15 protein-coding genes are annotated in these 21839 nt (G+C 66.1%); 1 reads left to right on the top strand and 14 read right to left on the bottom strand.

Translation table 11 applies throughout. From position 1 onward, the window contains the following. Nucleotides 1-205 precede the first annotated feature (205 nt). The 4 genes from tuf to rpsL form a co-directional block, all read right to left on the bottom strand. Complete coding sequence (gene tuf, locus M3G03_RS11280) at nucleotides 206-1399, bottom strand: elongation factor Tu (protein ID WP_259809971.1); 1194 nt, start codon at nucleotides 1397-1399, stop codon at nucleotides 206-208. Nucleotides 1400-1742: 343 nt separating this feature from the next. Then, on the bottom strand, nucleotides 1743-3845 hold the full coding sequence (gene fusA, locus M3G03_RS11275; protein ID WP_259809969.1) for an elongation factor G: 2103 nt from the start codon (nucleotides 3843-3845) through the stop codon (nucleotides 1743-1745). 121 nt (nucleotides 3846-3966) lie between these two features. Then, nucleotides 3967-4437 (bottom strand): 30S ribosomal protein S7, encoded by a 471-nt coding sequence (gene rpsG, locus M3G03_RS11270; protein WP_259809967.1) that lies wholly within the window; start codon nucleotides 4435-4437, stop codon nucleotides 3967-3969. Further along, nucleotides 4437-4808, bottom strand: a complete 372-nt coding sequence (rpsL, locus tag M3G03_RS11265) for a 30S ribosomal protein S12 (protein ID WP_259809965.1) — start codon at nucleotides 4806-4808, stop codon at nucleotides 4437-4439. Before rpsL ends, rpsG begins: the two co-directional genes overlap by 1 nt. Nucleotides 4809-5342: 534 nt before the next feature. Here rpsL and M3G03_RS11260 point away from each other — a divergent pair. After that, nucleotides 5343-6176: an endonuclease domain-containing protein gene (locus M3G03_RS11260; RefSeq protein WP_259809963.1), complete on the top strand. Its 834-nt coding sequence runs from the start codon at nucleotides 5343-5345 to the stop codon at nucleotides 6174-6176. Between the two features lie 276 nt (nucleotides 6177-6452). Here M3G03_RS11260 and M3G03_RS11255 read toward each other — a convergent pair whose 3' ends face one another. From M3G03_RS11255 to M3G03_RS11210, 10 genes are all read right to left on the bottom strand, one after another. After that, a complete protein-coding gene (locus M3G03_RS11255) occupies nucleotides 6453-10343 on the bottom strand; it encodes a DNA-directed RNA polymerase subunit beta' (protein ID WP_259809961.1) in 3891 nt (1296 codons plus the stop codon). Nucleotides 10344-10490: 147 nt separating this feature from the next. Further along, entirely contained in the window at nucleotides 10491-13967 is a 3477-nt protein-coding gene (gene rpoB, locus M3G03_RS11250; protein ID WP_259809959.1) for a DNA-directed RNA polymerase subunit beta, read from the bottom strand. A 337-nt stretch (nucleotides 13968-14304) separates the two neighbouring features. Next, on the bottom strand, nucleotides 14305-14706 hold the full coding sequence (gene rplL, locus M3G03_RS11245) for a 50S ribosomal protein L7/L12 (RefSeq protein WP_259809957.1): 402 nt from the start codon (nucleotides 14704-14706) through the stop codon (nucleotides 14305-14307). A gap of 15 nt (nucleotides 14707-14721) precedes the next feature. Next, complete coding sequence (rplJ, locus tag M3G03_RS11240) at nucleotides 14722-15378, bottom strand: 50S ribosomal protein L10 (RefSeq protein WP_259809954.1); 657 nt, start codon at nucleotides 15376-15378, stop codon at nucleotides 14722-14724. 250 nt (nucleotides 15379-15628) lie between these two features. After that, the gene (gene pth / locus M3G03_RS11235; protein WP_259809951.1) at nucleotides 15629-16228 is read right to left on the bottom strand and encodes an aminoacyl-tRNA hydrolase; all 600 of its coding nucleotides are present in this window, start codon (nucleotides 16226-16228) and stop codon (nucleotides 15629-15631) included. A 2-nt stretch (nucleotides 16229-16230) separates the two neighbouring features. Then, nucleotides 16231-16902 carry a 50S ribosomal protein L25/general stress protein Ctc gene (locus M3G03_RS11230; protein WP_259809949.1) on the bottom strand — a complete coding sequence of 224 codons (672 nt, stop codon included), beginning with the start codon at nucleotides 16900-16902 and terminating at the stop codon, nucleotides 16231-16233. A 172-nt stretch (nucleotides 16903-17074) separates the two neighbouring features. Then, complete coding sequence (locus M3G03_RS11225; protein WP_259809945.1) at nucleotides 17075-18052, bottom strand: ribose-phosphate diphosphokinase; 978 nt, start codon at nucleotides 18050-18052, stop codon at nucleotides 17075-17077. Continuing rightward, nucleotides 18049-19290 carry a bifunctional UDP-N-acetylglucosamine diphosphorylase/glucosamine-1-phosphate N-acetyltransferase GlmU gene (glmU, locus tag M3G03_RS11220; protein WP_259809943.1) on the bottom strand — a complete coding sequence of 414 codons (1242 nt, stop codon included), beginning with the start codon at nucleotides 19288-19290 and terminating at the stop codon, nucleotides 18049-18051. The genes M3G03_RS11225 and glmU overlap by 4 nt, the downstream gene beginning before the upstream one ends. A gap of 69 nt (nucleotides 19291-19359) precedes the next feature. Continuing rightward, on the bottom strand, nucleotides 19360-20316 hold the full coding sequence (locus M3G03_RS11215; protein WP_259809942.1) for a cation diffusion facilitator family transporter: 957 nt from the start codon (nucleotides 20314-20316) through the stop codon (nucleotides 19360-19362). A gap of 39 nt (nucleotides 20317-20355) precedes the next feature. Continuing rightward, the gene (locus tag M3G03_RS11210) at nucleotides 20356-21741 is read right to left on the bottom strand and encodes a 6-phospho-beta-glucosidase (protein WP_259809940.1); all 1386 of its coding nucleotides are present in this window, start codon (nucleotides 21739-21741) and stop codon (nucleotides 20356-20358) included. Nucleotides 21742-21839: the final 98 nt, after the last annotated feature.

Genomic DNA, 21839 nt, shown 5'->3' with positions numbered 1-21839 from the left:
CCATTATGGCGCCGATCATCATCGGCGTGCTCGTTCGCAGGGATCTCGCAGATGACCCTACTTCATGCAGCTGAACCTGCTGCAGCAGGTTCAGCTGACGAAAGCAGGTTCACCTGGCGCCGGAGGAATGGGGCGGCGGAGGAAATGACACAGGGCCCGCACCCAACGGTGCGAGCCCTGCGGTCAGAACTGGCGGTGAGTCAGATCACTTGAGGATCTTGGTCACACGACCGGCGCCAACGGTACGGCCACCCTCGCGAATAGCGAACTTGAGGCCCTCCTCCATGGCGATCGGCTTGTTCAGGTGAACGGTCATCTCGGTGTTGTCACCGGGCATGACCATCTCGGTGCCCTCGGGCAGCTCGACCACACCGGTCACGTCGGTGGTGCGGAAGTAGAACTGCGGCGAGTAGTTGGAGAAGAACGGCTTGTGACGGCCACCCTCCTCCTTGTTCAGGACGTAGACCGAGCCCTCGAAGTCGGTGTGAGGGGTGGTCGAACCCGGCTTGATGACGACCATGCCGCGCTCCACGTCCTCCTTCTTGGTGCCACGGAGCAGCAGGCCGACGTTCTCACCAGCGCGACCCTCATCGAGGATCTTGCGGAACATCTCGACACCGGTGATGGTGGTGGTCTGCTTGTCCTCGCGGATGCCGACGATGTCGACGGTCTCACCGGTGCGGACGATGCCGCGCTCGATACGACCGGTGACAACGGTGCCACGGCCGGTGATGGTGAAGACGTCCTCGACGGGCATCAGGAAGGGCTTGTCGGTCTCGCGCTCGGGCTGCGGGATGTACTCATCCACGGCATCCATGAGCTCGACGATCGAATCGGCCCACTTGGCATCGCCATTGAGGGCTGGGAAGGCGGCAACGCGGACGACGGGGCAGTCGTCACCGTCGAACTCCTGGGAGGACAGCAGCTCGCGGACCTCCATCTCGACGAGCTCGATGAGCTCCTCGTCGTCAACCATGTCGCACTTGTTCAGGGCAACCACGATCGAGGGCACGCCGACCTGGCGGGCGAGCAGGACGTGCTCGCGAGTCTGCGGCATCGGGCCATCGGTGGCGGCCACGACGAGGATCGCGCCGTCCATCTGGGCAGCACCGGTGATCATGTTCTTGACGTAGTCGGCGTGGCCGGGGCAGTCAACGTGCGCGTAGTGACGCTTCTCGGTCTGGTACTCGATGTGCGAGATCGAGATGGTGATGCCGCGCTGACGCTCCTCGGGAGCCTTGTCCACCTTGTCGAAGGGGGTGGCCTCGTTGAGGTCGGGGTACTTGTCGTGGAGCACCTTCGAGATCGCCGCGGTCAGAGTGGTCTTGCCGTGGTCGATGTGCCCGATGGTGCCGATGTTGGCGTGCGGCTTGGTCCGCTCGAACTTGGCCTTTGCCACTGGGGCTCCTTCTGGATGTAGCCCACGCCGAGTGCGCAGGCTTCGATTTCTCTGGCGGGACCTGTTCCCGACAGCGGTTTGTGGACGTACTCCTGCCTCGAACATCAAGGCAGGGTCACCCGCCCCATTCTTCCGGGGCGGTGGCCGCGAGTCAAACCCGTACGGTTCGACCCGCGCATCCGGGCGTGTCGGACGCCCCACTGCTGCGTCCGATGTGCTCTGCCCATTCTGTCAGGGGGAGGCAAAAGGGCCGCTCCCCCGCTGGGGAACGGCCCTCTGTCGGCCTCTCAGCGCAGCTCTGCCCCACGGAGATGTACTCGGGACAGAAGCCGCAGGCATCCGATCACTCGGTGGCGCCGCCTCGTGCCTTGGCGACGATCTCCTCGGAGACGTTCCGCGGCACCTCGTTGTAGGAGTCGAACTCCATCGAGTAGGAGGCCTGACCCGAGGTCTTCGAGCGCAGGTCACCGACGTAGCCGAACATCTCCGACAGCGGGACCAGGGCGCGGACCACGCGGTTGCCGTGCTCCTCGTCCATCGACTGGATCTGGCCACGACGACCGTTCAGGTCACCGATGACGGTGCCCAGGTAGTCCTCGGGGGTGGTGACCTCGACGGCCATCATCGGCTCGAGCAGCGCAGGATCAGCCTTGCGCGCGGCTTCCTTGAAGACCATCGAACCGGCGATCTTGAAGGCGAGCTCGGAGGAGTCGACGTCGTGGTAGGCGCCATCGAGCAGGGTGACCTTGATATCCTCAACCGGGTAGCCGGCCAGCACACCGCTGGTCATCGCGTCCTTGATGCCGGCGTCGACGGCCGGGATGTACTCCTTGGGGATGCGTCCACCGGTGACGGCGTTCACGAACTCGTAGCCGTGGCCCGCGGGCATCGGCTCCAGATCGATGATGACGCGACCGTACTGACCCGAACCACCCGACTGCTTCTTGTGGGTGTACTCGATCTTGCTGACCGGGCGACGCAGGGTCTCGCGGTAGGCCACCTGGGGCTTGCCGATGTTGGCCTCCACGTTGAACTCGCGCTTCATGCGGTCGATCAGGATGTCGAGGTGCAGCTCACCCATGCCGGCGATGATGGTCTGGCCGGTCTCCTCGTCGGTGTGGACGCGGAAGGTCGGGTCCTCCTCGGCCAGGCGCTGGATGGCGACACCCAGCTTCTCCTGGTCGGACTTGGTCTTGGGCTCGATGGCCTGCTCGATCACCGGGTTCGGGAAGTCCATCGACTCCAGCACGACGGGGTTGGCGGGATCGCAGAGGGTCTCACCGGTGGTGGTGTCCTTGAGCCCCATGACCGCGCAGATCATGCCGGCGCCCATGGACTCCTTCTCTTCGCGCTTGTTGGAGTGCATCTGGTAGATCTTGCCGATGCGTTCCTTCTTGCCCTTGACGGAGTTGAGCACCTGGGTTCCGGCCTGCAGGACGCCGGAGTAGACGCGCACATAGGTCAGCTTGCCCAGGTGCGGGTCAGCGGCGATCTTGAAGGCAAGGGCCGACAGCGGCTCGTCATCGCTGGGGTGGCGCTCGATCTCAACCGACTCATCACCAGGCTTGAAGCCCTGGATGGCGGGGATGTCGGTGGGGGCGGGCAGGTAGGCGATCACTGCGTCCAGCAGGGGCTGGACGCCCTTGTTCTTGAACGAGGTGCCACACACCACGGCGTTGCCCTTGCTGGCCAGCACGACGCGACGGATCGCGTGCTGGATCTGGTCCACGGTGATCGCGTCCTCGTCCTCCAGGTACAGCTCGGCGAACTCGTCGTCCAGGTCGGCCAGCTGGGTCAGCAGCTCCTCACGGGCCTCGGCGGCGGCGTCAGCCATGCCGGCGGGGATCTCCTCGACCTCGTAGTCCTCGCCCACCTTGGTCTCACCGCGCCAGGTCAGGGCACGCATGCCGACCAGGTCGACGACACCGATGAAGTCGGATTCGGCGCCGATCGGGAGCTGGATGACCAGGGGGGTGGCCTTGAGGCGCTCACGGATGGTCTTGACCACGTAGGAGAAGCTCGCACCGGTACGGTCCAGCTTGTTCACGTAGCAGATGCGGGGCACGCCGTACTTGTCGGCCTGGCGCCACACCGTCTGGGACTGCGGCTCGACACCGGCCACACCGTCGAACACCGCCACGGCACCGTCGAGCACGCGCAGGTTGCGCTCCACCTCGACGGTGAAGTCGACGTGCCCGGGGGTGTCGATGATGTTGAGCTGGTGGTCCTTCCAGAAGGCGGTGGTGGCAGCGGAGGTGATCGTGATGCCACGCTCCTGCTCCTGCTCCATCCAGTCCATGGTGGCCGACCCCTCGTGGGTCTCACCGATCTTGTAGTTGATACCGGTGTAGAACAGGATGCGCTCGGTGGTGGTGGTCTTGCCCGCGTCAATGTGGGCCATGATGCCGAAGTTGCGCACCTTGCCCAGGTCGGTGGTCTTGGCCATTGGCCTGCTACCTCAAATCTTGTAGGTGGAGAGTCAGTTCAGAGACTAGTGGGGACGCGCAAGGAGCGCGAAAAAGCCCCCTCGTCGGCCACTCCGGGCGTCCGAACGAGGGGGCGGGATGTCACCAGCGGTAGTGGGCGAAGGCGCGGTTGGCCTCAGCCATCTTGTGGGTGTCCTCGCGGCGCTTGACCGACGCACCCAGGCCGTTGGAGGCGTCCAGGATCTCGTTCATGAGGCGCTCGGCCATGGTCTTCTCGCGACGGGCGCGGGCGAAGGTGACCAACCAGCGCATCGACAAGGTGGTCGCGCGAGCCGGCTTCACCTCGATCGGGACCTGGTAGGTGGCGCCACCCACGCGGCGGGACTTGACCTCGAGCGAAGGCTTGATGTTGTCGAGGGCCTTCTTCAGCGTCTGGACGGGGTCAACGCCGGTCTTGGCGCGGGTGCCCTCCATGGCGGTGTAGACGATGTCCTGGGCAACGGACTTCTTGCCGTCGACAAGGATCTTGCTCACGAGTTGGGAAACGAGGGGCGAGCCGTAGACCGGATCGACCATGACCGGGCGCTTCGGCGCCGGACCCTTGCGAGGCATTACTTCTCCTTCTTCGCGCCGTAGCGGCTGCGGGCCTGCTTGCGATTCTTGACACCCTGGGTGTCGAGAGCGCCGCGGACAATCTTGTAACGGACACCCGGCAGGTCGCGCACACGACCGCCACGCACGAGCACCATCGAGTGCTCCTGCAGGTTGTGACCCACACCGGGGATGTAGGCGGTGACCTCGATACCCGAGGAAAGGCGCACACGGGCAACCTTGCGCAGGGCCGAGTTCGGCTTCTTGGGGGTGGTGGTGTACACACGCGTGCACACCCCGCGGCGCTGGGGCGAACCCTTCAGCGCAGCGGACTTGCTCTTGCTGACCTTGTCAGTGCGGCCCTTGCGGACCAGCTGCTGGATGGTAGGCACCGGCTGGTATCTCTTTCGTTTCTGAGGGGAGGGCCCCTCATGAGGATTGAATTCCCTGGCTGTGCGCGTTCTGATCCCCGACGAGGGCCACCGTTTACCCGTCAGTCGTGGACGCTGAACACGCCGTGCGAGCACTCCGCACATCCCGGGCCATCCCCTGCAACGTGGGGGCCGCGAGCATGCCAGGGCACGCACTGCTGCTCGGGCAACTCCGAGCACACTGGTCAAGACTAGTTCACGGCTGCACAGAGGGCAAAATGCGGTCGCTTCAGGCGATCTGTCCACCGACGGTCGCCACCCTCCCACATTGGACGCCCTGAGCCCGCCGCACGGAACATTTCGCTCTCTGGCGACAGTTTCCGGTCCTTCGGGCCCAGGCGGCGGAATGTCTCGCCGCTGTGCGGAAGTTTCCGTTGGCCTGTGGGGGGGCCGGGCAGCGAGCGCTGTCCACAGGGGGCGCCCAGGTCGCCTCCAGGGGCAGAGTTATCCACAGCCCCTGCCCTGGGGCGTCCCCTCGGAGGCAGCATGGGCCACATGCCACCCATGACTCGCGCGATGGCCGCCCAGGCCGGGATCACCAAGCACCAGCTGTACGGTCCGAAGTATCGACGACTCTTCTATGGAGTGTTCGTGGAGAGGGACGTGCTGCCCAGTCTGGGCGTCCTGGTTGAAGGTGCTCGGCTGCTCTATCCGGACGCGATGGTCACCGGGGTCACCGCTCTGCGCCTGAGGGGCGTCCCGCTCGGGCAGGACTCCCCCATCACCCTCGCCACCGAGTCACGAGTCGAAAGGGCCGGGATTCGCACGATCCGAGTGAAGCGGAACTCGCCCGGTGGGATCGCGTCCATCGCGCAAGCGATCGCTGATGCCGAACTCGGCCTCGTCGAGGAGGTGTGCGTCCTGGATGACCTGCTGCGACGTGAGGAACTTTCTGAGCGCGAGCTGGCGGAACTGCAGTCGGCGCGCAGCGATGCATGGCAGTTCGCCCATTCCGGCGCCGCGAGTTGGCAGGAGTCCCGGACGCGGATGGTATTGGTCAGCTCCGGCCTGCCCAGCCCGGCCCTGCAGCACGAGATCAAGGGACCCGATGGGAAGTTCCTTGCTCGTGTAGACATGGCCTGGGTGGAGCACAAGGTGATCGTGGAGTACGAGGGACAACAGCACCTGACCAATGCCCAGCAATGGGAGAAGGACATCCACCGCTACGAGCAGCTGGAGGCGATGGGGTGGACGGTGATCCGGGTGACCGCTGCCAGCCTGCGGGAGCCGGCCGCGCTCGTGCTGCGAGTCCACCAGGCGCTGAGGACGAACGGCTGGCGTGGTCCCGCCCCACGCCTGGACGCCGGATGGCTGGCGCAGGTGGCATGAAGGGAACCTGGCGCCGGAAACTTTCGCACGGGAGCAGAAGAGTCGGGCTCCCTCGGCCAAGGCACCGGAAACTTCCGCACGGGGGCGGAAGAGTCCGGGTTCCGGGACAAACCGACCGGAAACTTTCGCCCGATGGCAGAAGAGTCCGGTCACATGCACAGACCAGCCGGAAACTTTCGCACTCGGGCGAAGAGTTCCGCGGCGACCACCCCCAGCGCCCCACCAACGACAACTGGCCGCCCCCCGAGGGGACGGCCAGTCATCACATCAGAACGTTCAGCGCATGTCGCCGAAGTCCATCTCGTCCAGCGGAACCGCGGCGCCCGAACCCATCCCGAAGTCGTAGTCGAACGGGTCGTAGTTCATCGAGTACGCACTCGCCTTGGCATCCGCGGTCGGCTCGACACGGATGTTGCGGTAACGGTCCAGACCAGTGCCGGCCGGGATCAGCTTGCCCAGGATCACGTTCTCCTTCAGGCCCACCAGGGAGTCCGACTTGCCGTGGATGGCAGCGTCGGTCAGGACCTTGGTGGTCTCCTGGAAGGAGGCCGCCGACAGCCAGGACTCGGTTGCCAGCGAGGCCTTGGTGATGCCCATGAGCACCGGGCGGCCCTCAGCGGGACGCCCACCCTCGGCCACGGCCTTGCGGTTCTGCGACTCGTAGGTCTGGCGATCGACGAGCTCGCCGGGCATCATCTGGGTGTCACCGGACTCGATGACGGTGATCCGGCGCAGCATCTGGCGAATGATGATCTCCAGGTGCTTGTCGTGGATCGGCGCACCCTGGGTGGCGTACACCTTCTGGACCTCGTCCACCAGCAGCTCCTGGACCTTGCGCAGGCCCTGGACGCGCAGGACGTCCTGCGGGTCGAGGGTACCGGCGGCCAGCTGCTGACCGGCCTGGACGCGCATGCCGTCGGAGATGACCACGTGGTTGCCATGGACATCCTCGAACTCGAGGCGGGCGCGACGCGGCATCGGGTAGGCGATGTCCTCACCACCGTCAGAACGCTTCAGGGTCAGAGTGCGACGACCGCTCTCCTCGCTGATCTCCAGGATGCCCTCGGCATCGGCGATCGGAGCCTTGCCCTTGGGGGTGCGGGCCTCGAAGAGCTCGATGACACGGGGAAGACCCTGGGTGATGTCGTCACCGGCCACACCACCGGTGTGGAAGGTACGCATCGTCAGCTGGGTTCCTGGCTCACCAATCGACTGGGCGGCGACGATACCGACGGCCTCGCCGACGTCCACCAGCTTGCCCGAGGCGAGCGAGCGTCCGTAGCACATGGCGCAGGTACCGGCAGCGGCGTCACAGGTCAGGACCGAACGGACCTTGACCTGGGTGATGCCGGCCTCGATGAGCTGCTTGATGTGCTCGTCACCCATGTCGGTGCCGGCAGCCACGACCACATTGCCCTTGTCGTCGACCACATCGGTGGCCAGGGTGCGGGCGTAGATCGCAGTCTCCACGTTCGGGTGGATCACCAGCGCACCGGATTCGTCGGCCTCGGCGATCGGCTTGTTCAGGCCGCGCTCGGTACCACAGTCCTCCTCGCGGATAATCACGTCCTGGGAGACATCGACCAGACGGCGGGTCAGGTAACCCGAGTCGGCGGTGCGCAGGGCGGTGTCGGCCTGACCCTTACGACCACCGTGGGTGGAGATGAAGTACTCCAGCACCGACAGGCCCTCACGGAAGTTGGACTTGATCGGGCGGGCGATGATCTCGCCCTTCGGGTTGGCCACCAGACCTCGCATGGCGGCGATCTGGCGCATCTGGGTCATGTTCCCTCGAGCGCCGGAGTTCACCATCATGAATATCGGGTTGGTGGCGGTGAAGTTCTTCTCCATCGCCTGGGTCAGCTCGGCAGTCGCGTCGGTCCAGATCTGGATGAGCTCCTGACGACGCTCGTCCTCGGTCACGGCACCGCGCTCGTAGAGCTTGTCGATCTTGGAGGCCTTGGCGTCGTAGCCGGCCAGGATCTCCGGCTTGGAGGCCGGGGTCTGGACGTCACCGATCGAGACCGTCACACCCGAGCGCGTACCCCAGCGGAAGCCGAGGTCCTTGAGCTTGTCGAGGGTCTCGGTGACCACCGACATCGGGTACTGGTCGGCCAGGGTGTTGACGATCGCGCCGATCTGCTTCTTGCCGACGTGCAGGTTGACCCACGGGTAGTGAGTCGGCAGCGCCTCATTGAACAGCACCTGTCCCAGGGTGGTCTCGAGCACTGCGGTGCCGTCGGGGCGGACGCGCTCCTCGGTACCGGGGCCGGGGGTGAAGTCCTTGACCTTGATGGTGACCTTGGCGCGCATGTCGATCTCGCCGGCGTCGTGGGCCATGATCGCCTCGGCCACCGAGCTGAACACGCGACCCTCACCCTTCAGCCCGTCGAGCTTCTGGGTCAGGTAGTACATGCCGATGATCATCTCGTGGCTCGGCAGGGCAACAGGACGCCCATCAGCCGGCTTGAGGATGTTGTTCGTCGACAGCATCAGGATGCGTGCCTCGGCCTGGGCCTCGGCGGACAGCGGCAGGTGAACGGCCATCTGGTCGCCGTCGAAGTCAGCGTTGAAGGCGGCGCAGACCAGCGGGTGGAGCTGGATGGCCTTGCCCTCGATCAGCTGCGGCTCGAAGGCCTGGATGCCGAGGCGGTGCAGGGTGGGTGCACGGTTCAGCAGCACGGGGTGCTCGGAGATGACCTCTTCGAGGACGTCCCACACGACCGGGTACTGGCGCTCGACCATGCGCTTGGCCGACTTGATGTTCTGGGCGTGGTTCAGGTCGTCCAGACGCTTCATCACGAACGGCTTGAACAGCTCCAGGGCCATCGCCTTGGGCAGGCCGCACTGGTGCAGTTTCAGCTGCGGGCCGACCACGATGACCGAGCGGCCCGAGTAGTCGACGCGCTTGCCCAGCAGGTTCTGGCGGAAGCGGCCCTGCTTGCCCTTCAGCATGTCCGAGATGGACTTCAGCGGGCGATTGCCCGGTCCGGTCACCGGACGTCCCCGACGGCCGTTGTCGAACAGTGAGTCCACGGCCTCCTGCAGCATGCGCTTCTCGTTGTTCACGATGATCTCGGGCGCACCGAGGTCGAGCAGGCGCTTGAGGCGGTTGTTGCGGTTGATCACGCGGCGGTACAGATCGTTGAGGTCGGAGGTCGCGAAACGACCACCGTCCAGCTGCACCATCGGGCGAAGGTCCGGCGGGATGACCGGGACGGCGTCCAGGACCATGCCCATGGGCGAATTGCGGCCATCGAGGAAGGCCGACACCACCTTCAAGCGCTTGAGGGCTCGGGTCTTGCGCTGGCCCTTGCCGGTCTGGATGGTGTTCTTGAGGTTCTCTGCCTCGGCCTCCAGGTCGAAGCTCGCGAGGCGCTTCTGGATCGCCTCGGCGCCCATGTAGCCCTCGAAGTACTTGCCGAAGCGAGCCTTCATCTCGCGGTAGAGCACCTCGTCGCCCTCGAAGTCCTGGACCTTGAGGCTCTTGAAGCGGCTCCAGACGGCGTCCAGGCGATCCAGCTCGCGCTGGGCGCGGTCACGGATCTGCTTGGTTTCCTTCTCGGCACCGTCTCGCACCTTGCGCTTGATGTCGGCCTTGGCGCCCTCCTCCTCGAGCTGGGCCAGGTCCTCTTCGAGCTTGGCCATGCGCGCGTTCACGTCGGAATCGCGACGCTTCTCCAGGTGTCCCTTCTCGGTGAGGACCTTCGCCTCCAGGGAGGACAGGTCGCGGTGGCGGGCGTCCACGTCAACGTGGGTGATCATGTAGGCCGCGAAGTAGATGACCTTCTCCAGGTCCTTCGGGGCGATGTCGAGCAGGTAGCCCAGACGGCTGGGGACGCCCTTGAAGTACCAGATGTGGGTCACCGGGGCGGCGAGCTCGATGTGGCCCATGCGGTCACGACGGACATTGGAGCGGGTGACCTCCACGCCACAGCGCTCACAGATGATGCCCTTGAAGCGGACGCGCTTGTACTTGCCGCAGGCGCACTCCCAGTCGCGGGTGGGGCCGAAGATCTTCTCGCAGAAGAGGCCGTCGCGCTCGGGCTTCAGGGTGCGGTAGTTGATGGTCTCGGGCTTCTTGACCTCGCCGTGGCTCCACTCACGGATTTGCTCGGCCGTCGCCAGGCCGATGCGGAGTTCATCGTAGAAGTTCACGTCCAGCACGTTGCTTCTCTTTCCCCTGTGGTGCAGGTGGTGGTGGGGAGGGTCTCAGCCTCTCCCCGGGTGACGATCGTCTGGGTTTCGGGGTCTGGGTCCGGACGCCCGCAGCGAACTGTTTCCAGCAATTCGCCGCAGGCGTCCGAGAAGAACTCAGACTTCGTCGACGACAGCGAACGAGTCGCTGCCAGGACGGCGGGACAGGTCGATGCCGAAGTCCTCGGCCGAGCGGAAGTCGTCCTCGGAGTCACGAAGCTCGACCACGGTGCCGTCACTGGAGAGGACCTCCACGTTCAGGCACAGCGACTTCATCTCCTTGACCAGAACCTTGAACGACTCCGGGATGCCCGGCTCAGGGATGTTCTCGCCCTTGACGATCGCCTCGTAGACCTTGACGCGCCCGGGGACGTCATCGGACTTGATGGTGAGCAGCTCCTGCAGGGCCCAGGCGGCGCCGTAGGCCTCCAGTGCCCACACCTCCATCTCACCGAAGCGCTGGCCACCGAACTGCGCCTTGCCACCGAGCGGCTGCTGGGTGATCATCGAGTACGGACCGGTCGAACGGGCGTGGATCTTGTCGTCGACCAGGTGGTGCAGCTTCAGCATGTACATGTAGCCCACGCCGATGCGCTCGGGGTACGGCTCGCCGGAGCGACCGTCGAACAGCCGTGCCTTGCCGTCCCTGTCGATGAGGCGGTCCCCATCGCGGGTCGGCAGGGTGTTGGCGAGCAGACCGGTGATCTCCTCCTCCTCCGCGCCGTCGAAGACCGGGGTCGCCAAACGCGAGTCGGCGTCCACATGGCCGAGACCGACGTCGCGCAGGCGCTCGGCCCAGGCCTCCTGGACGCCATCGACATCCCAGCCGGTCTTGGCGATCCAGCCAAGGTGGTTCTCCAGTACCTGGCCCACGTTCATGCGCGAGGGAACACCGAGCGGGTTCAGCACGATGTCGACCGGGGTGCCGTCCTCCAGGAAGGGCATGTCCTCCACCGGCAGGATCTTGGAGATGACGCCCTTGTTGCCGTGACGGCCGGCGAGCTTGTCACCGTCGGAGATCTTGCGCTTCTGAGCCACGTACACGCGGACCATCTGGTTGACGCCGGGGGCCAGCTCGTCGCCCTCCTCGCGGTCGAAGACGCGGACGCCGATGACGGTGCCGGTCTCGCCGTGGGGCACCTTCATCGAGGTGTCGCGGACCTCGCGGGCCTTCTCACCGAAGATGGCACGCAGCAGGCGCTCCTCGGGGGTCAGCTCGGTCTCGCCCTTGGGGGTGACCTTGCCGACGAGGATGTCGCCAGCGCCAACCTCGGCACCGATGCGCACGATGCCACGCTCATCCAGGTCGGCGAGCATGTCCTCGTTCACATTGGGGATGTCGCGGGTGATCTCCTCCGGCCCCAGCTTGGTGTCACGAGCGTCGACCTCGTGCTCCTCGATGTGGATCGAGGTGAGCACGTCGTCCTGCACGAGACGCTGGGAGAGGATGATCGCGTCCTCGTAGTTGTGGCCCTCCCAGGGCATGAAGGCGACCAGGAGGTTGCGGCCGAGGGCCATCTCGCCGCCGTCGGTGCAGGGACCGTCGGCCAGCGGGGTGCGGACCTCGACGCGCTGTCCCGGCTCCACCAGCGGGCGCTGGTTGGTGCACGTGCCCGCATTCGAGCGCTCGAACTTGCGCAGCTTGTACACGGTGGTGGTGCCATCGTCGTTGCTGACCTCGATCAGGTCGGCCGAGACGGAGACGACCTCGCCGGCCTTGGCGGCCAGGGTGACGTCGCCGACGTCGGTCGCGGCGCGGTACTCCATGCCGGTGCCGACCAGCGGGGCCTCGCTGCGCAGCAGCGGAACGGCCTGGCGCTGCATGTTGGCACCCATGAGTGCTCGCGAGGCGTCGTCGTGCTCGAGGAAGGGAATCAGGGCGGTGGCCACCGACACCATCTGGCGCGGGGACACGTCCATGTACTCGACCTCGTCAGGGAGCACCGAATCGACGTCACCGTGCTTGATGCGCACCAGGACGCGCTCTTCGACCAGGTTGCCCTCCTCGTCAACGGCGGCATTCGCCTGCGCGATGACGTAGCGGTCCTCCTCGTCGGCGGTGAGGTAGTCGATCTGGTCGGTGACGCGGCCACCCACAACCTTGCGGTAGGGGGTCTCGATGAAGCCGAAGGCGTTCACGCGGGCGAAGGAGGCCAGCGAACCGATCAGGCCGATGTTGGGGCCTTCAGGGGTCTCGATGGGGCACATGCGGCCGTAGTGCGACGGGTGGACGTCACGGACCTCCATACCGGCGCGGTCACGGGACAGACCGCCGGGGCCCAGCGCCGAGAGACGACGCTTGTGGGTCAGGCCGGCCAGCGGGTTGTTCTGATCCATGAACTGCGACAGCTGCGAGGTGCCGAAGAACTCCTTCAGCGCAGCGGTCACCGGACGGATGTTGATCAGGGTCTGCGGGGCGATCGCCTCGATGTCCTGGGTGGTCATGCGGTCGCGGACCACACGCTCCATGCGTCCCAGGCCGGTGCGCAGCTGGTTCTGGATCAGCTCACCCACGGTGCGCAGGCGACGGTTGCCGAAGTGGTCGATGTCGTCGGCCTCCACGATGGCACCGTTCTCGAGGGTCTCCTTGCCCTCGTGCAGCGCGCACACGTAGTGGATGGTGGCGACGATGTCCTCCTCGGTCAGCACCTGCTGGTCGAAGGGCAGGTCAAGACCGAGCTTCTTGTTCACCTTGTAGCGTCCGACCTTGGCCATGTCGTAGCGCTTGGGGTTGAAGTAGTAGTTGTCCAGCAGGATCTGGGCGGCGTCACGTGCCGGGGGCTCACCCGGGCGCAGCTTGCGGTAGATGTCGAGCAGGGCCTCGTCCTGGGACTTGATGTTGTCCTTCTCGAGGGTCTGGCGCATCGACTCGTACTGGCCGAACTCCTCGGTGATGCGGTCACGGCTCCAGCCCAGGGCCTGCAGCAGGACGGTCACGTTCTGCTTGCGCTTGCGGTCGAGGCGGACGCCGACGAGGTCGCGCTTGTCCACCTCGAACTCCAGCCAGGCGCCGCGGGAGGGGATGATCTTGGCGGTGAACAGGTCCTTGTCGGAGGTCTTGTCGGGGGTCTGCTCGAAGTAGACGCCGGGCGAACGGACCAGCTGGGACACAACGACACGCTCGGTGCCGTTGATGATGAAGGTGCCCTCGGGGGTCATCAGCGGGAAATCGCCGATGAACACGGTCTGGGACTTGATGACGCCGTCGATGTCGCTCATGAACTCAGCGGTGACGAACAGCGGAGCGGCGTAGGTGACGTCTCGGTCCTTGCACTCCTCGATGGTGTGCTTGGGCTCCTCGAACCGGTGGTCGCGCAGGGTCAGCGACATGGTGTCGGCGAGGTCGGTGATCGGGGAGATCTCCTCGAAGATCTCCTCCAGCCCGGACTTCGGGTTGATATCGGTGCGTCCTTCGGCCAGGGCCTCCTCGACCCTCGCCTTCCAGACATCGTTTCCAATGAGCCAGTCGAACGAGGCGGTCTGGACCTCAAGAAGATCGGGAACCTGGATGGGTTCGGCGATCTTGGCAAAGGAGATTCGTCCGCTCTCAGAGATGACGTTGGTGTTCTTCGACGCAGTGCGCGAGGCGGCCAAGATGCGTTCCTTCCGAGAACTACAAAACGCGAGATCTGCACGGGATGCGTGCATGCCGAAGGGCCCGTGTCAAGACACGGGACGATCCAGCAATGGGGCAAGAGATCACACTACGCCAAGGCCTGCCACGGTGCAAGTCCGGCGGCCTACTATTTTCGCCCCGTGCGGGCGCCTCGGCAACTCGCCACGCCGGTTCTGCCGGGGTGGAGAGTGCGTGTTGGCCGGCGGCGTCGCGGGGTCACACGTCCGGACGCCGGGACATGACACGTGGGCGGCTCCCCGAAGGGAACCGCCCACTGAGGTGTCAGGTCTGTCGACCCGTCAGTTCAAGCAGGGATCACTTGAACGAGACGGTGGCGCCAGCAGCCTCGAGCTGCTCCTTGGCCTTGTCGGCGGCGTCCTTCTTGACCTTCTCCAGGATCGGCTTGGGAGCGGCCTCGACCAGGTCCTTGGCCTCCTTCAGGCCCAGGCTGGTGAGGGCGCGCACCTCCTTGATGACCTGGATCTTCTTGTCGCCAGCGGACTCGAGGATCACGTCGACCTCGTCGGAGGCCTCCTCAGCACCGGCGTCGTCGCCACCGGCACCGCCGGCAGCAGGAGCACCAGCGGCAGCGACGGCCACGGGGGCGGCAGCGGTGACACCGAAGGTGTCCTCGAACTGCTTGACGAACTCGGAGAGTTCGATGAGGGTCATTTCCTTGAAAGCGTCGAGCAGCTCTTCGTTGGTGAGCTTGGCCATGATTGGCGTCCTTCCTTACTCGGTTTCAGCCGCGCCAGCGGCATCTTCACTGGGTGCCGCGGCTGCGGCGGTGTCGGCAGCGTCGCTGCCAGGCTCCTGGGCATCAGCGGGAGCGTCAGCGGGGGCAGCCTGACCGGCGCCTCCGATGACCGAGGGGTCTGCCTGGGCGGCAGTCTCCAGGGCGCCCAGGGCGCGAGCGGCCTGGGAGAGCGGAGCTGCGAGCAGGAAGACAGCCTTCTGCAGGTTGGCCTGCATGCCACCGGCGAGCTTGGCGAGAAGGGTCTCGCGCGACTCGAGGTTGGCCAGCTTCTTGACCTCGTCGGCGTCCAGGACACGACCGTCCATGACACCGCCCTTGATGACCAGAAGCGGGTTGGCCTTTGCGAAATCACGCAGGCCCTTGGCAACCGTGGCCACGTCACCGGAGATGAAGGTGAGCGCGGTGGGGCCGGTGAGCTGGTCGTCCAGCCCCTCGATGCCCGCATCCTTGGCGGCGATCAGGGTCAGAGTGTTCTTCGCAACGGCGTAGGTGGCGTCCTCGCCGAGGGACCGACGAAGGTCCTTCAGCGACGCCACGGTGAGTCCGCGGTACTCGGTCAGCACGACGGCATTGGAGCTGGTGAACTTCTCCTTCAGCTCCTCGACCGCAGCTACCTTGTCAGGCCTCGCCATTGGGTCTCCTTCCCACTTCTTGGATGGTGTTCCCAAGACCGGCATGAAAAAAGCCCCGGCGCATGTGGCGCGGGGCATCCATCAGCACGTGAGCGTGCTCAAGTCTTCCTCGTGTCACCTGCGCAGGCGGTCGAGCGGTGTTTCCACCGACCCGGCCCTTCGGAAATCTTCACCGGCGGTCTTCGGTACCTGACGAACTGTACGCGACGGGAACCAACCAACCAAATCGCCCACCGTGGACGCCGGGCAGTCAGCTGTTGAAGCGGTTCTGTGCCGCCTGCAGCCCCTCGGTGATGAGGACCTCGATCGCATCGCAGGCCCGGGACGCCTCGACCAGCACGTCCTCGCGAAGCCCCGCGGGGAAGGGCTTGAGCACGTAGTCAGAGGTGGGTTGACGACCGGGCGGACGTCCGATGCCGTAGCGAACTCGGAAGAACTCGCCGCTGCCCAGATGCGCGCGGATGGACTTCAGGCCGTTGTGGCCGTTGTCCCCTCCCCCGAACTTGAGGCGAAGCTGGCCGAAGTCGATGTCGAGCTCGTCGTGCACGACCACGACCTGCCCCACAGGGATCTTGTGGAAGGCACACAGGGCCCTCACGGCACGACCCGAATCGTTCATGAAGGTCTTCGGCTTCGCCAGCACGACCTTGATGGCGTCCCCCACTGCCCCGAAACCGGACGCCCCGAGCCTGCTCTCGGCGACTTCTGCCTGCATCCCACGGGGGGACGAGAAAGACACCCGGCCACGGCCGGCCGCCTCGTCCACGACGATGAAGCCAGCATTGTGCCGGGTGCCGGAGTAGGTGGGGCCCGGGTTCCCGAGCCCCACCACAAGCCAGGGAGCGGTCAAGCTCAGGACTCCTCGGCCTTTGCCTCATCCTCGGCGCCCTCGGCGGGAGCCTGCTCAGCAGCTGCCTCGTCCTCGGTGGGCTCGATGCCCAGCTCAGCCTCTGCCTCGGCCAGCTCGGCGTCCAGCGCCTCCTGGGAGATGGCCTGGGTGATGTTGACGACCAGGGCCTCGGGGTCGCCGGCGACGGTGACACCCTCGGGCAGCTGCAGGTCGCCCAGCAGGATCTGGGTGCCGGCCTCCAGGCCCTCGATGGAGACCTCGATCTCGGTGGGGATGTTGGTGGCAGAAGCCTCCACCGACACGCTGGAGGACTCGACCATGACGACGGTCTCGGCGGCAGCCTCGCCGGTGGTCACCAGCGGAACCTCGACGATGACCTTTTCGCCGCGCTTGACGATCAGCAGGTCGACGTGCTCGATGAAGCCCTTGATCGGGTCGCGCTGCACCTGCTTGGGCAGGGCCAGCTGTGCCTTCTCGCCAGGGATGTCCAGCTCGAGCAGGGCGTTGGCCGCACGCAGGGCCAGCAGGGTCTCGTGGCCGGGCAGGGCCAGGTGAATCGGCTCGGTGCCGTGGCCGTACAGGACGGCAGGAACCTTGGCGTCGCGGCGCAGGCGTCGGGCAGCGCCCTTGCCGAACTCGGTGCGAACCTCGGCGGACAGCTTGATCTCAGCCATGTTTTCTCCTCAACCTCGGGCTGTGTGGTGCAAGTGGGCTCACGAGGGAGGGCGATCAGGATGAACCTGTTCGGGCCAGTCGATCACGGACGCCAGCGTCCCTCGCCAAGCAGCCCAGTGAGTCTAGCCGCCCACGGCCAGGGTCACAAGCTGCGCGTGGTCCGCCCCTCCCTCAGGCGTTGCCGTCGAACAGGCTGGTCACCGAGCCGTCCTCGAAGACCTCGTGGATCGCCTTGGCGATCAGCGGGGCGATCGAGAGCACGGTGAGGTTGTCGATCTTCACCTCCACGGGCAGGGTGTTGGTGACGATGACCTCCTCGAAGGGGGACGCATTGAGCCGGTCCGCGGCCGGGCCCGACAGCACCGGGTGCGTCGCGGCGGCAATCACCTTCTTGGCACCGCGCTCCATGAGCGCTTCGGCAGCCTGGCAGATGGTGCCGGCGGTGTCGATCATGTCGTCGACCAAAAGGCAGGTCTTGCCCTCCACGTCGCCGACCACCTCATGCACAGCCACGGTGTTGGCCTTGTTCGGGTCACGGCGCTTGTGAATGATCGCCAGCGAGGCGTGCAGCCGGTCGGTCCACATGTCGGCCAGACGAACACGGCCGGCGTCTGGGGAGACGACGACGATGTCATCATCGGCGTACTTGTCCATCACGTACTCGGCCAGTACCGGCAGCGCCCACAGGTGGTCGACCGGTCCATCGAAGAAGCCCATGATCTGGGCGGCGTGCAGGTCCACCGACATGATGCGGTGGGCGCCGGCGGCCCTGAACATGTCGGCGAGCAGGCGGGCGGAGATGGGTTCGCGCCCGAGGTGCTTCTTATCCTGGCGGGCGTAGGGATAGAAGGGGGCGACCACCGTGATGCGCTTGGCCGAGGCCCGCTTGAGGGCGTCCACCATGATCAACTGCTCCATGATCCACTCGTTGACAGGAGCGGCGTGGGATTGGATGACGAAGGCGTCCGAGCCGCGCACCGATTCCTCGAAGCGGACGTAGATCTCGGAGTTGGCGTAGGCCAGCGCGCGGGTCGGCACCAGCGGGACGCCCATCAGCTCGGAGATCTCCTGGGCGAGCTCGGGGTAGGCCCGGCCCGAGAAGAGCTTGATCTCCTTGTCGTTGGGACGCTTCACGCCGCTGCTGCTCACTGGTTGTCCTCCGCTTCCTGGCCCGGCTGCTGGGCGTTCACATGGATGGTCTGGTTGTCGATGAGGATGGCGCCCGGCTGGAGGGCCGAACCATCCTCGACATCGGCGCCGATGTAGCTCAGCGGGGCGATGGTGGCGCCGGATCCGACGGTGGCATTGCGCACGGCAATGAAGCCGGTGGCCTGGGCACCGGAGTTCACCTGGGCACCGGGGCGAAGCTGCGCCCAGGGGCCGACGGTGGCGCTCGCGCCGACGACGGCCAGCTCGCCGTGGGTGCGGATGATGGTGGCGCCCTCCCCCACCTCGACGTCACGCAGGGTGGTGTCCGGGCCGATGGTGGCACCGGTCGCGATCGAGGTGGCGCCCTGCAGTTGGGTGTTGGGGAGGATGGTGACGTCGCGGGCCAGGTCGCAGCCCTGTTCGATCCAGGTACTGGCCGGGTCCTGCACGGTGACGCCGGCGCGCATCCACTTCTCGACGACGCGTCGGTTCATCTCGGCATTCATCCGGGCCAGCTGGACGCGGTCGTTGACGCCCTCGGTCTGCCACAGGTCCTCGATGACGTGGGCGCCGACCAGCTTGCCCTCGCGGTTGGCGACCGTGATGACATCGGTGAGGTACAGCTCGCCCTGGGCGTTGTCGGTGTCCAGGTTGGCCAGGCCGTGGCGCAACACCTCTGCGTCGAAGACGTAGATGCCGGAGTTGATCTCGGTGACGGCCGCCTCCTCGGGGGTGGCGTCCTTCTGCTCGACGATGCGCGAGACCCGGTCACCCTCGCGAATGATGCGTCCATAACCGGTCGGGTTGGGCACCTGGGCGGTCAGCACGGTGATCGCAGCGGACGCCGCCCTGTGGGCGTCCACGAGGCCTCGCAGCGTCTCTCCGGTGAGCATGGGGACGTCACCGTAGGTCACCACGACCTCACCGGTCAGGTCGCCGAGGTCGCGCACACCACACTCGACCGCATGCCCGGTGCCCTTCTGCTCCTCCTGGACCGCGGTGGTGACCTCGGGGGCGATGTCGGCCAGGTGCTGCAGGACCTGCTCACGGGCGTGACCCACGACCACGACCAGGTGCTCGGGGTCCAGCGACTCGGCAGCGGAGACGGCGTAGCTGAGCATGGACTGACCGCACACCTTGTGCAGCAGCTTGGAGGTGGAGGACTTCATCCGGGTGCCGCCACCGGCGGCGAGGACGACAACTGCGGCGACGCGGGTGTCGGTGGGGTTCTGGGTCACGATTCCCTCAGCTTCACGATCGACCGGGCGGGCTGTGCCACCACTCTAGTGGTCAGGACGCGGGGCTGCTCACGCGGTGAGGGCCTCCTTGCCGGGCGCAGAGAGGCTGACGATGGCCAGTTCGACCATGGGGTGTTCCATCAGCCGGTCCTCCAGCGCCTGGAGTCGGCCCTGCAGCACCGTTTCGCGTTCGTCGCCGCTGAGGTCCACCGCCGCGACCAGCAACACACGGGAGGGACCGACGTATTCCAGGTGCAGGAAGGTCACCCGATCGACCGAGGGGTGTTCCAGCAATTCGCGCAGCACCCGTGCGCGTACGACCGGACTGACCGACTGCCCGACCAGGAATTGCAGGTTCCGCCAGATCAGGATGATCGCCACCACGCCCAGCAGGATGCCGACCAGGATCGAGCCGATGGCGTCGTAGACGGCATTGCCGGTGAGCTGGTGGGCCCACAGCCCCCCGCCGGCGAGCAGGATGCCCAGCAACGCAGCGAAGTCCTCGAAGAAGACCGCCCGCAGCGTGGTCTGGGAGGTGTCCATGATGAACCGCAACGGTCGCAGGTTCGCCCGTTGCGCGGCGGTGCGCGTCTGGCGGACCGCCTGGGCGAAGGAGATTCCCTCCAGCACGAAGGCGATGGCGAGCACGATGTAGCTGATGGTGTAGTCCTCGCCCCCACCCTCGGCGCGCAGTTCGCTGATGCCGTGGGTGATGGAGAGGATCGAACCGGCGGTGAACAGGCCGAAGGCGGCGATCATGGACCAGACATAGGCCTCGCGTCCATAGCCCAGCGGGTGGCTGGCGTCCTTTTCCTTCTGCGCCCGCTTCTCGGCGACCAGCAGCAGCATTTCGTTGCCGGTGTCGGCCCACGAGTGCGAGGCCTCGGCCACCATGGACGCCGACCCGGACAGCATCGCCGCCACGGTCTTCGCCACGGCGATGAGCGCATTGGCAGCCAGGGCGATCAGGACGGTGAGCAGGCTTTCCCCGCCTTGACTCTCGGACGCTTCGGCCTTCTTCTCCACGAGGTCACGCTAGCCCGCCCGCCGGGGCGCCATGGCGGTTCAGCGCAGGTAGGCCAGCTCAGGGAAGGTGTCGACCATGCCCTGCAAAAGTGTGCGGGCCACGGCCCAGGAGTCGACCAGCGGGTGCTGCAACAGCGCAAGCAGCGCTGCCTCCCGGGACGCGGTGGTCGCCGCCTCGATGGTCTTGTGCTCGACGTACTTGGCGTTGGTGACCAGCCCACGGGCATGCGCGGGCAAGGTGCTGACCGGGAGCGGGTGGAAACCCTCGGCGTCCACAGTGCAGGGCATTTCGACGATGTCATCGCCGCCGAGCTCGGGGATGGCGCCGCGGTTGGGGACGTTGAGCACCAGTTCGGCGGGGACGTCGTTGGCGATGGCGTGCATGATCGCCAGCGCGACCTGGTCGTAGCCGCCGGTCTGCAGGTCGGCCTCGTCGCGTTCGAAGCCCCCCGACGCCTCCCGACTGCTGGCCATGTAGGTCTTCTCCCGTTCCCTGCGGGTCGCCTCCCACAGGTCGTGGGCGCCGGGTTGCCCCTCGAGCGCGGCAACGGCGGAGTAGAAGCCGCCCTGCTGCCTGCTGAGGAAGGCGCCACGCGGGCTCTCGCTGGCGAGGTCGGCGGCGAGGGCTTCGCGCTGGAAGTAGTAGTAGTGCAGGTACTCGTTGGGTACCGAACCCAGTGCCTGGATGAGGGGGGAGCCGAAAAGCCTGCCCTCCTCGAAGCTTTCGATGAGGTCCGGGCGCTGGAGGAGCTCCGGGAGGACGTCCTCGCCGTCGACGTGGAGGCCCTGGAGCCAGCCGAGGTGGTTGAGGCCGAGGTAGTCCATCCTGATACCGGAGCTGCCGAGCCCGACCGCACCGGCGTCGGGGTTGACCAGACCGGCCTGTTGGAGAGTCGTCAGGACGCGGCGGGCCAGGCCGACCGGGGAGTCGCAGATGCCGACGATGCGTTCGCCCAAGCCCTGGCGCATGACCTGGGTGATGACGCCGGCGGGGTTGGTGAAGTTGATGACCCACGCCTCGGGAGCGTGTGTCTTGATCTGTTCGACGAGGTCGAGGGCGACCGGGATACCCCGGAGGGCATAGGAGATGCCGCCGGCGCCGACGGTCTCCTGGCCGATGACGTGGTGACCCAGACAGAGGGATTCATCGGCCGCACGGGCGGCGGTGCCGCCGACCCGAATCGCGGAGAAGATGAAGTCCGTGCCGGCCAACGCCGTGGGCAGGTCCGTGGTGGCGATGACCTGCGGCGCGTCCGGGCGGCCCGTGGAGAGCTCGCCGAGCACCTGGCTGATGGCGTCCAGTCGCTGCTGGTCGACGTCGTGGAGCCTTACCTCGGTGACCCGCTCGCGCGAGCGGTCGGCCATGAGCGCCTTGTAGACCAGGGGGACGCGGAACCCGCCGCCTCCAAGCAGGGTGAGCTTCATGGGTTCCAACCTATCCCGCGGTATCCCCCTGCTGCCTGCAGCGTTCCCTGAACGAGCAGCTCACCGTCTGGTCAAAAATACTCGACGTAATGTCTTGC

The organism is Aestuariimicrobium sp. p3-SID1156 (assembly GCF_025144225.1).
GTDB lineage: Bacteria > Actinomycetota > Actinomycetes > Propionibacteriales > Propionibacteriaceae > Aestuariimicrobium.
The sequence above is the reverse complement of the archived record's forward strand: the minus strand, read 5'-3'. Positions and strand labels throughout refer to the sequence as shown.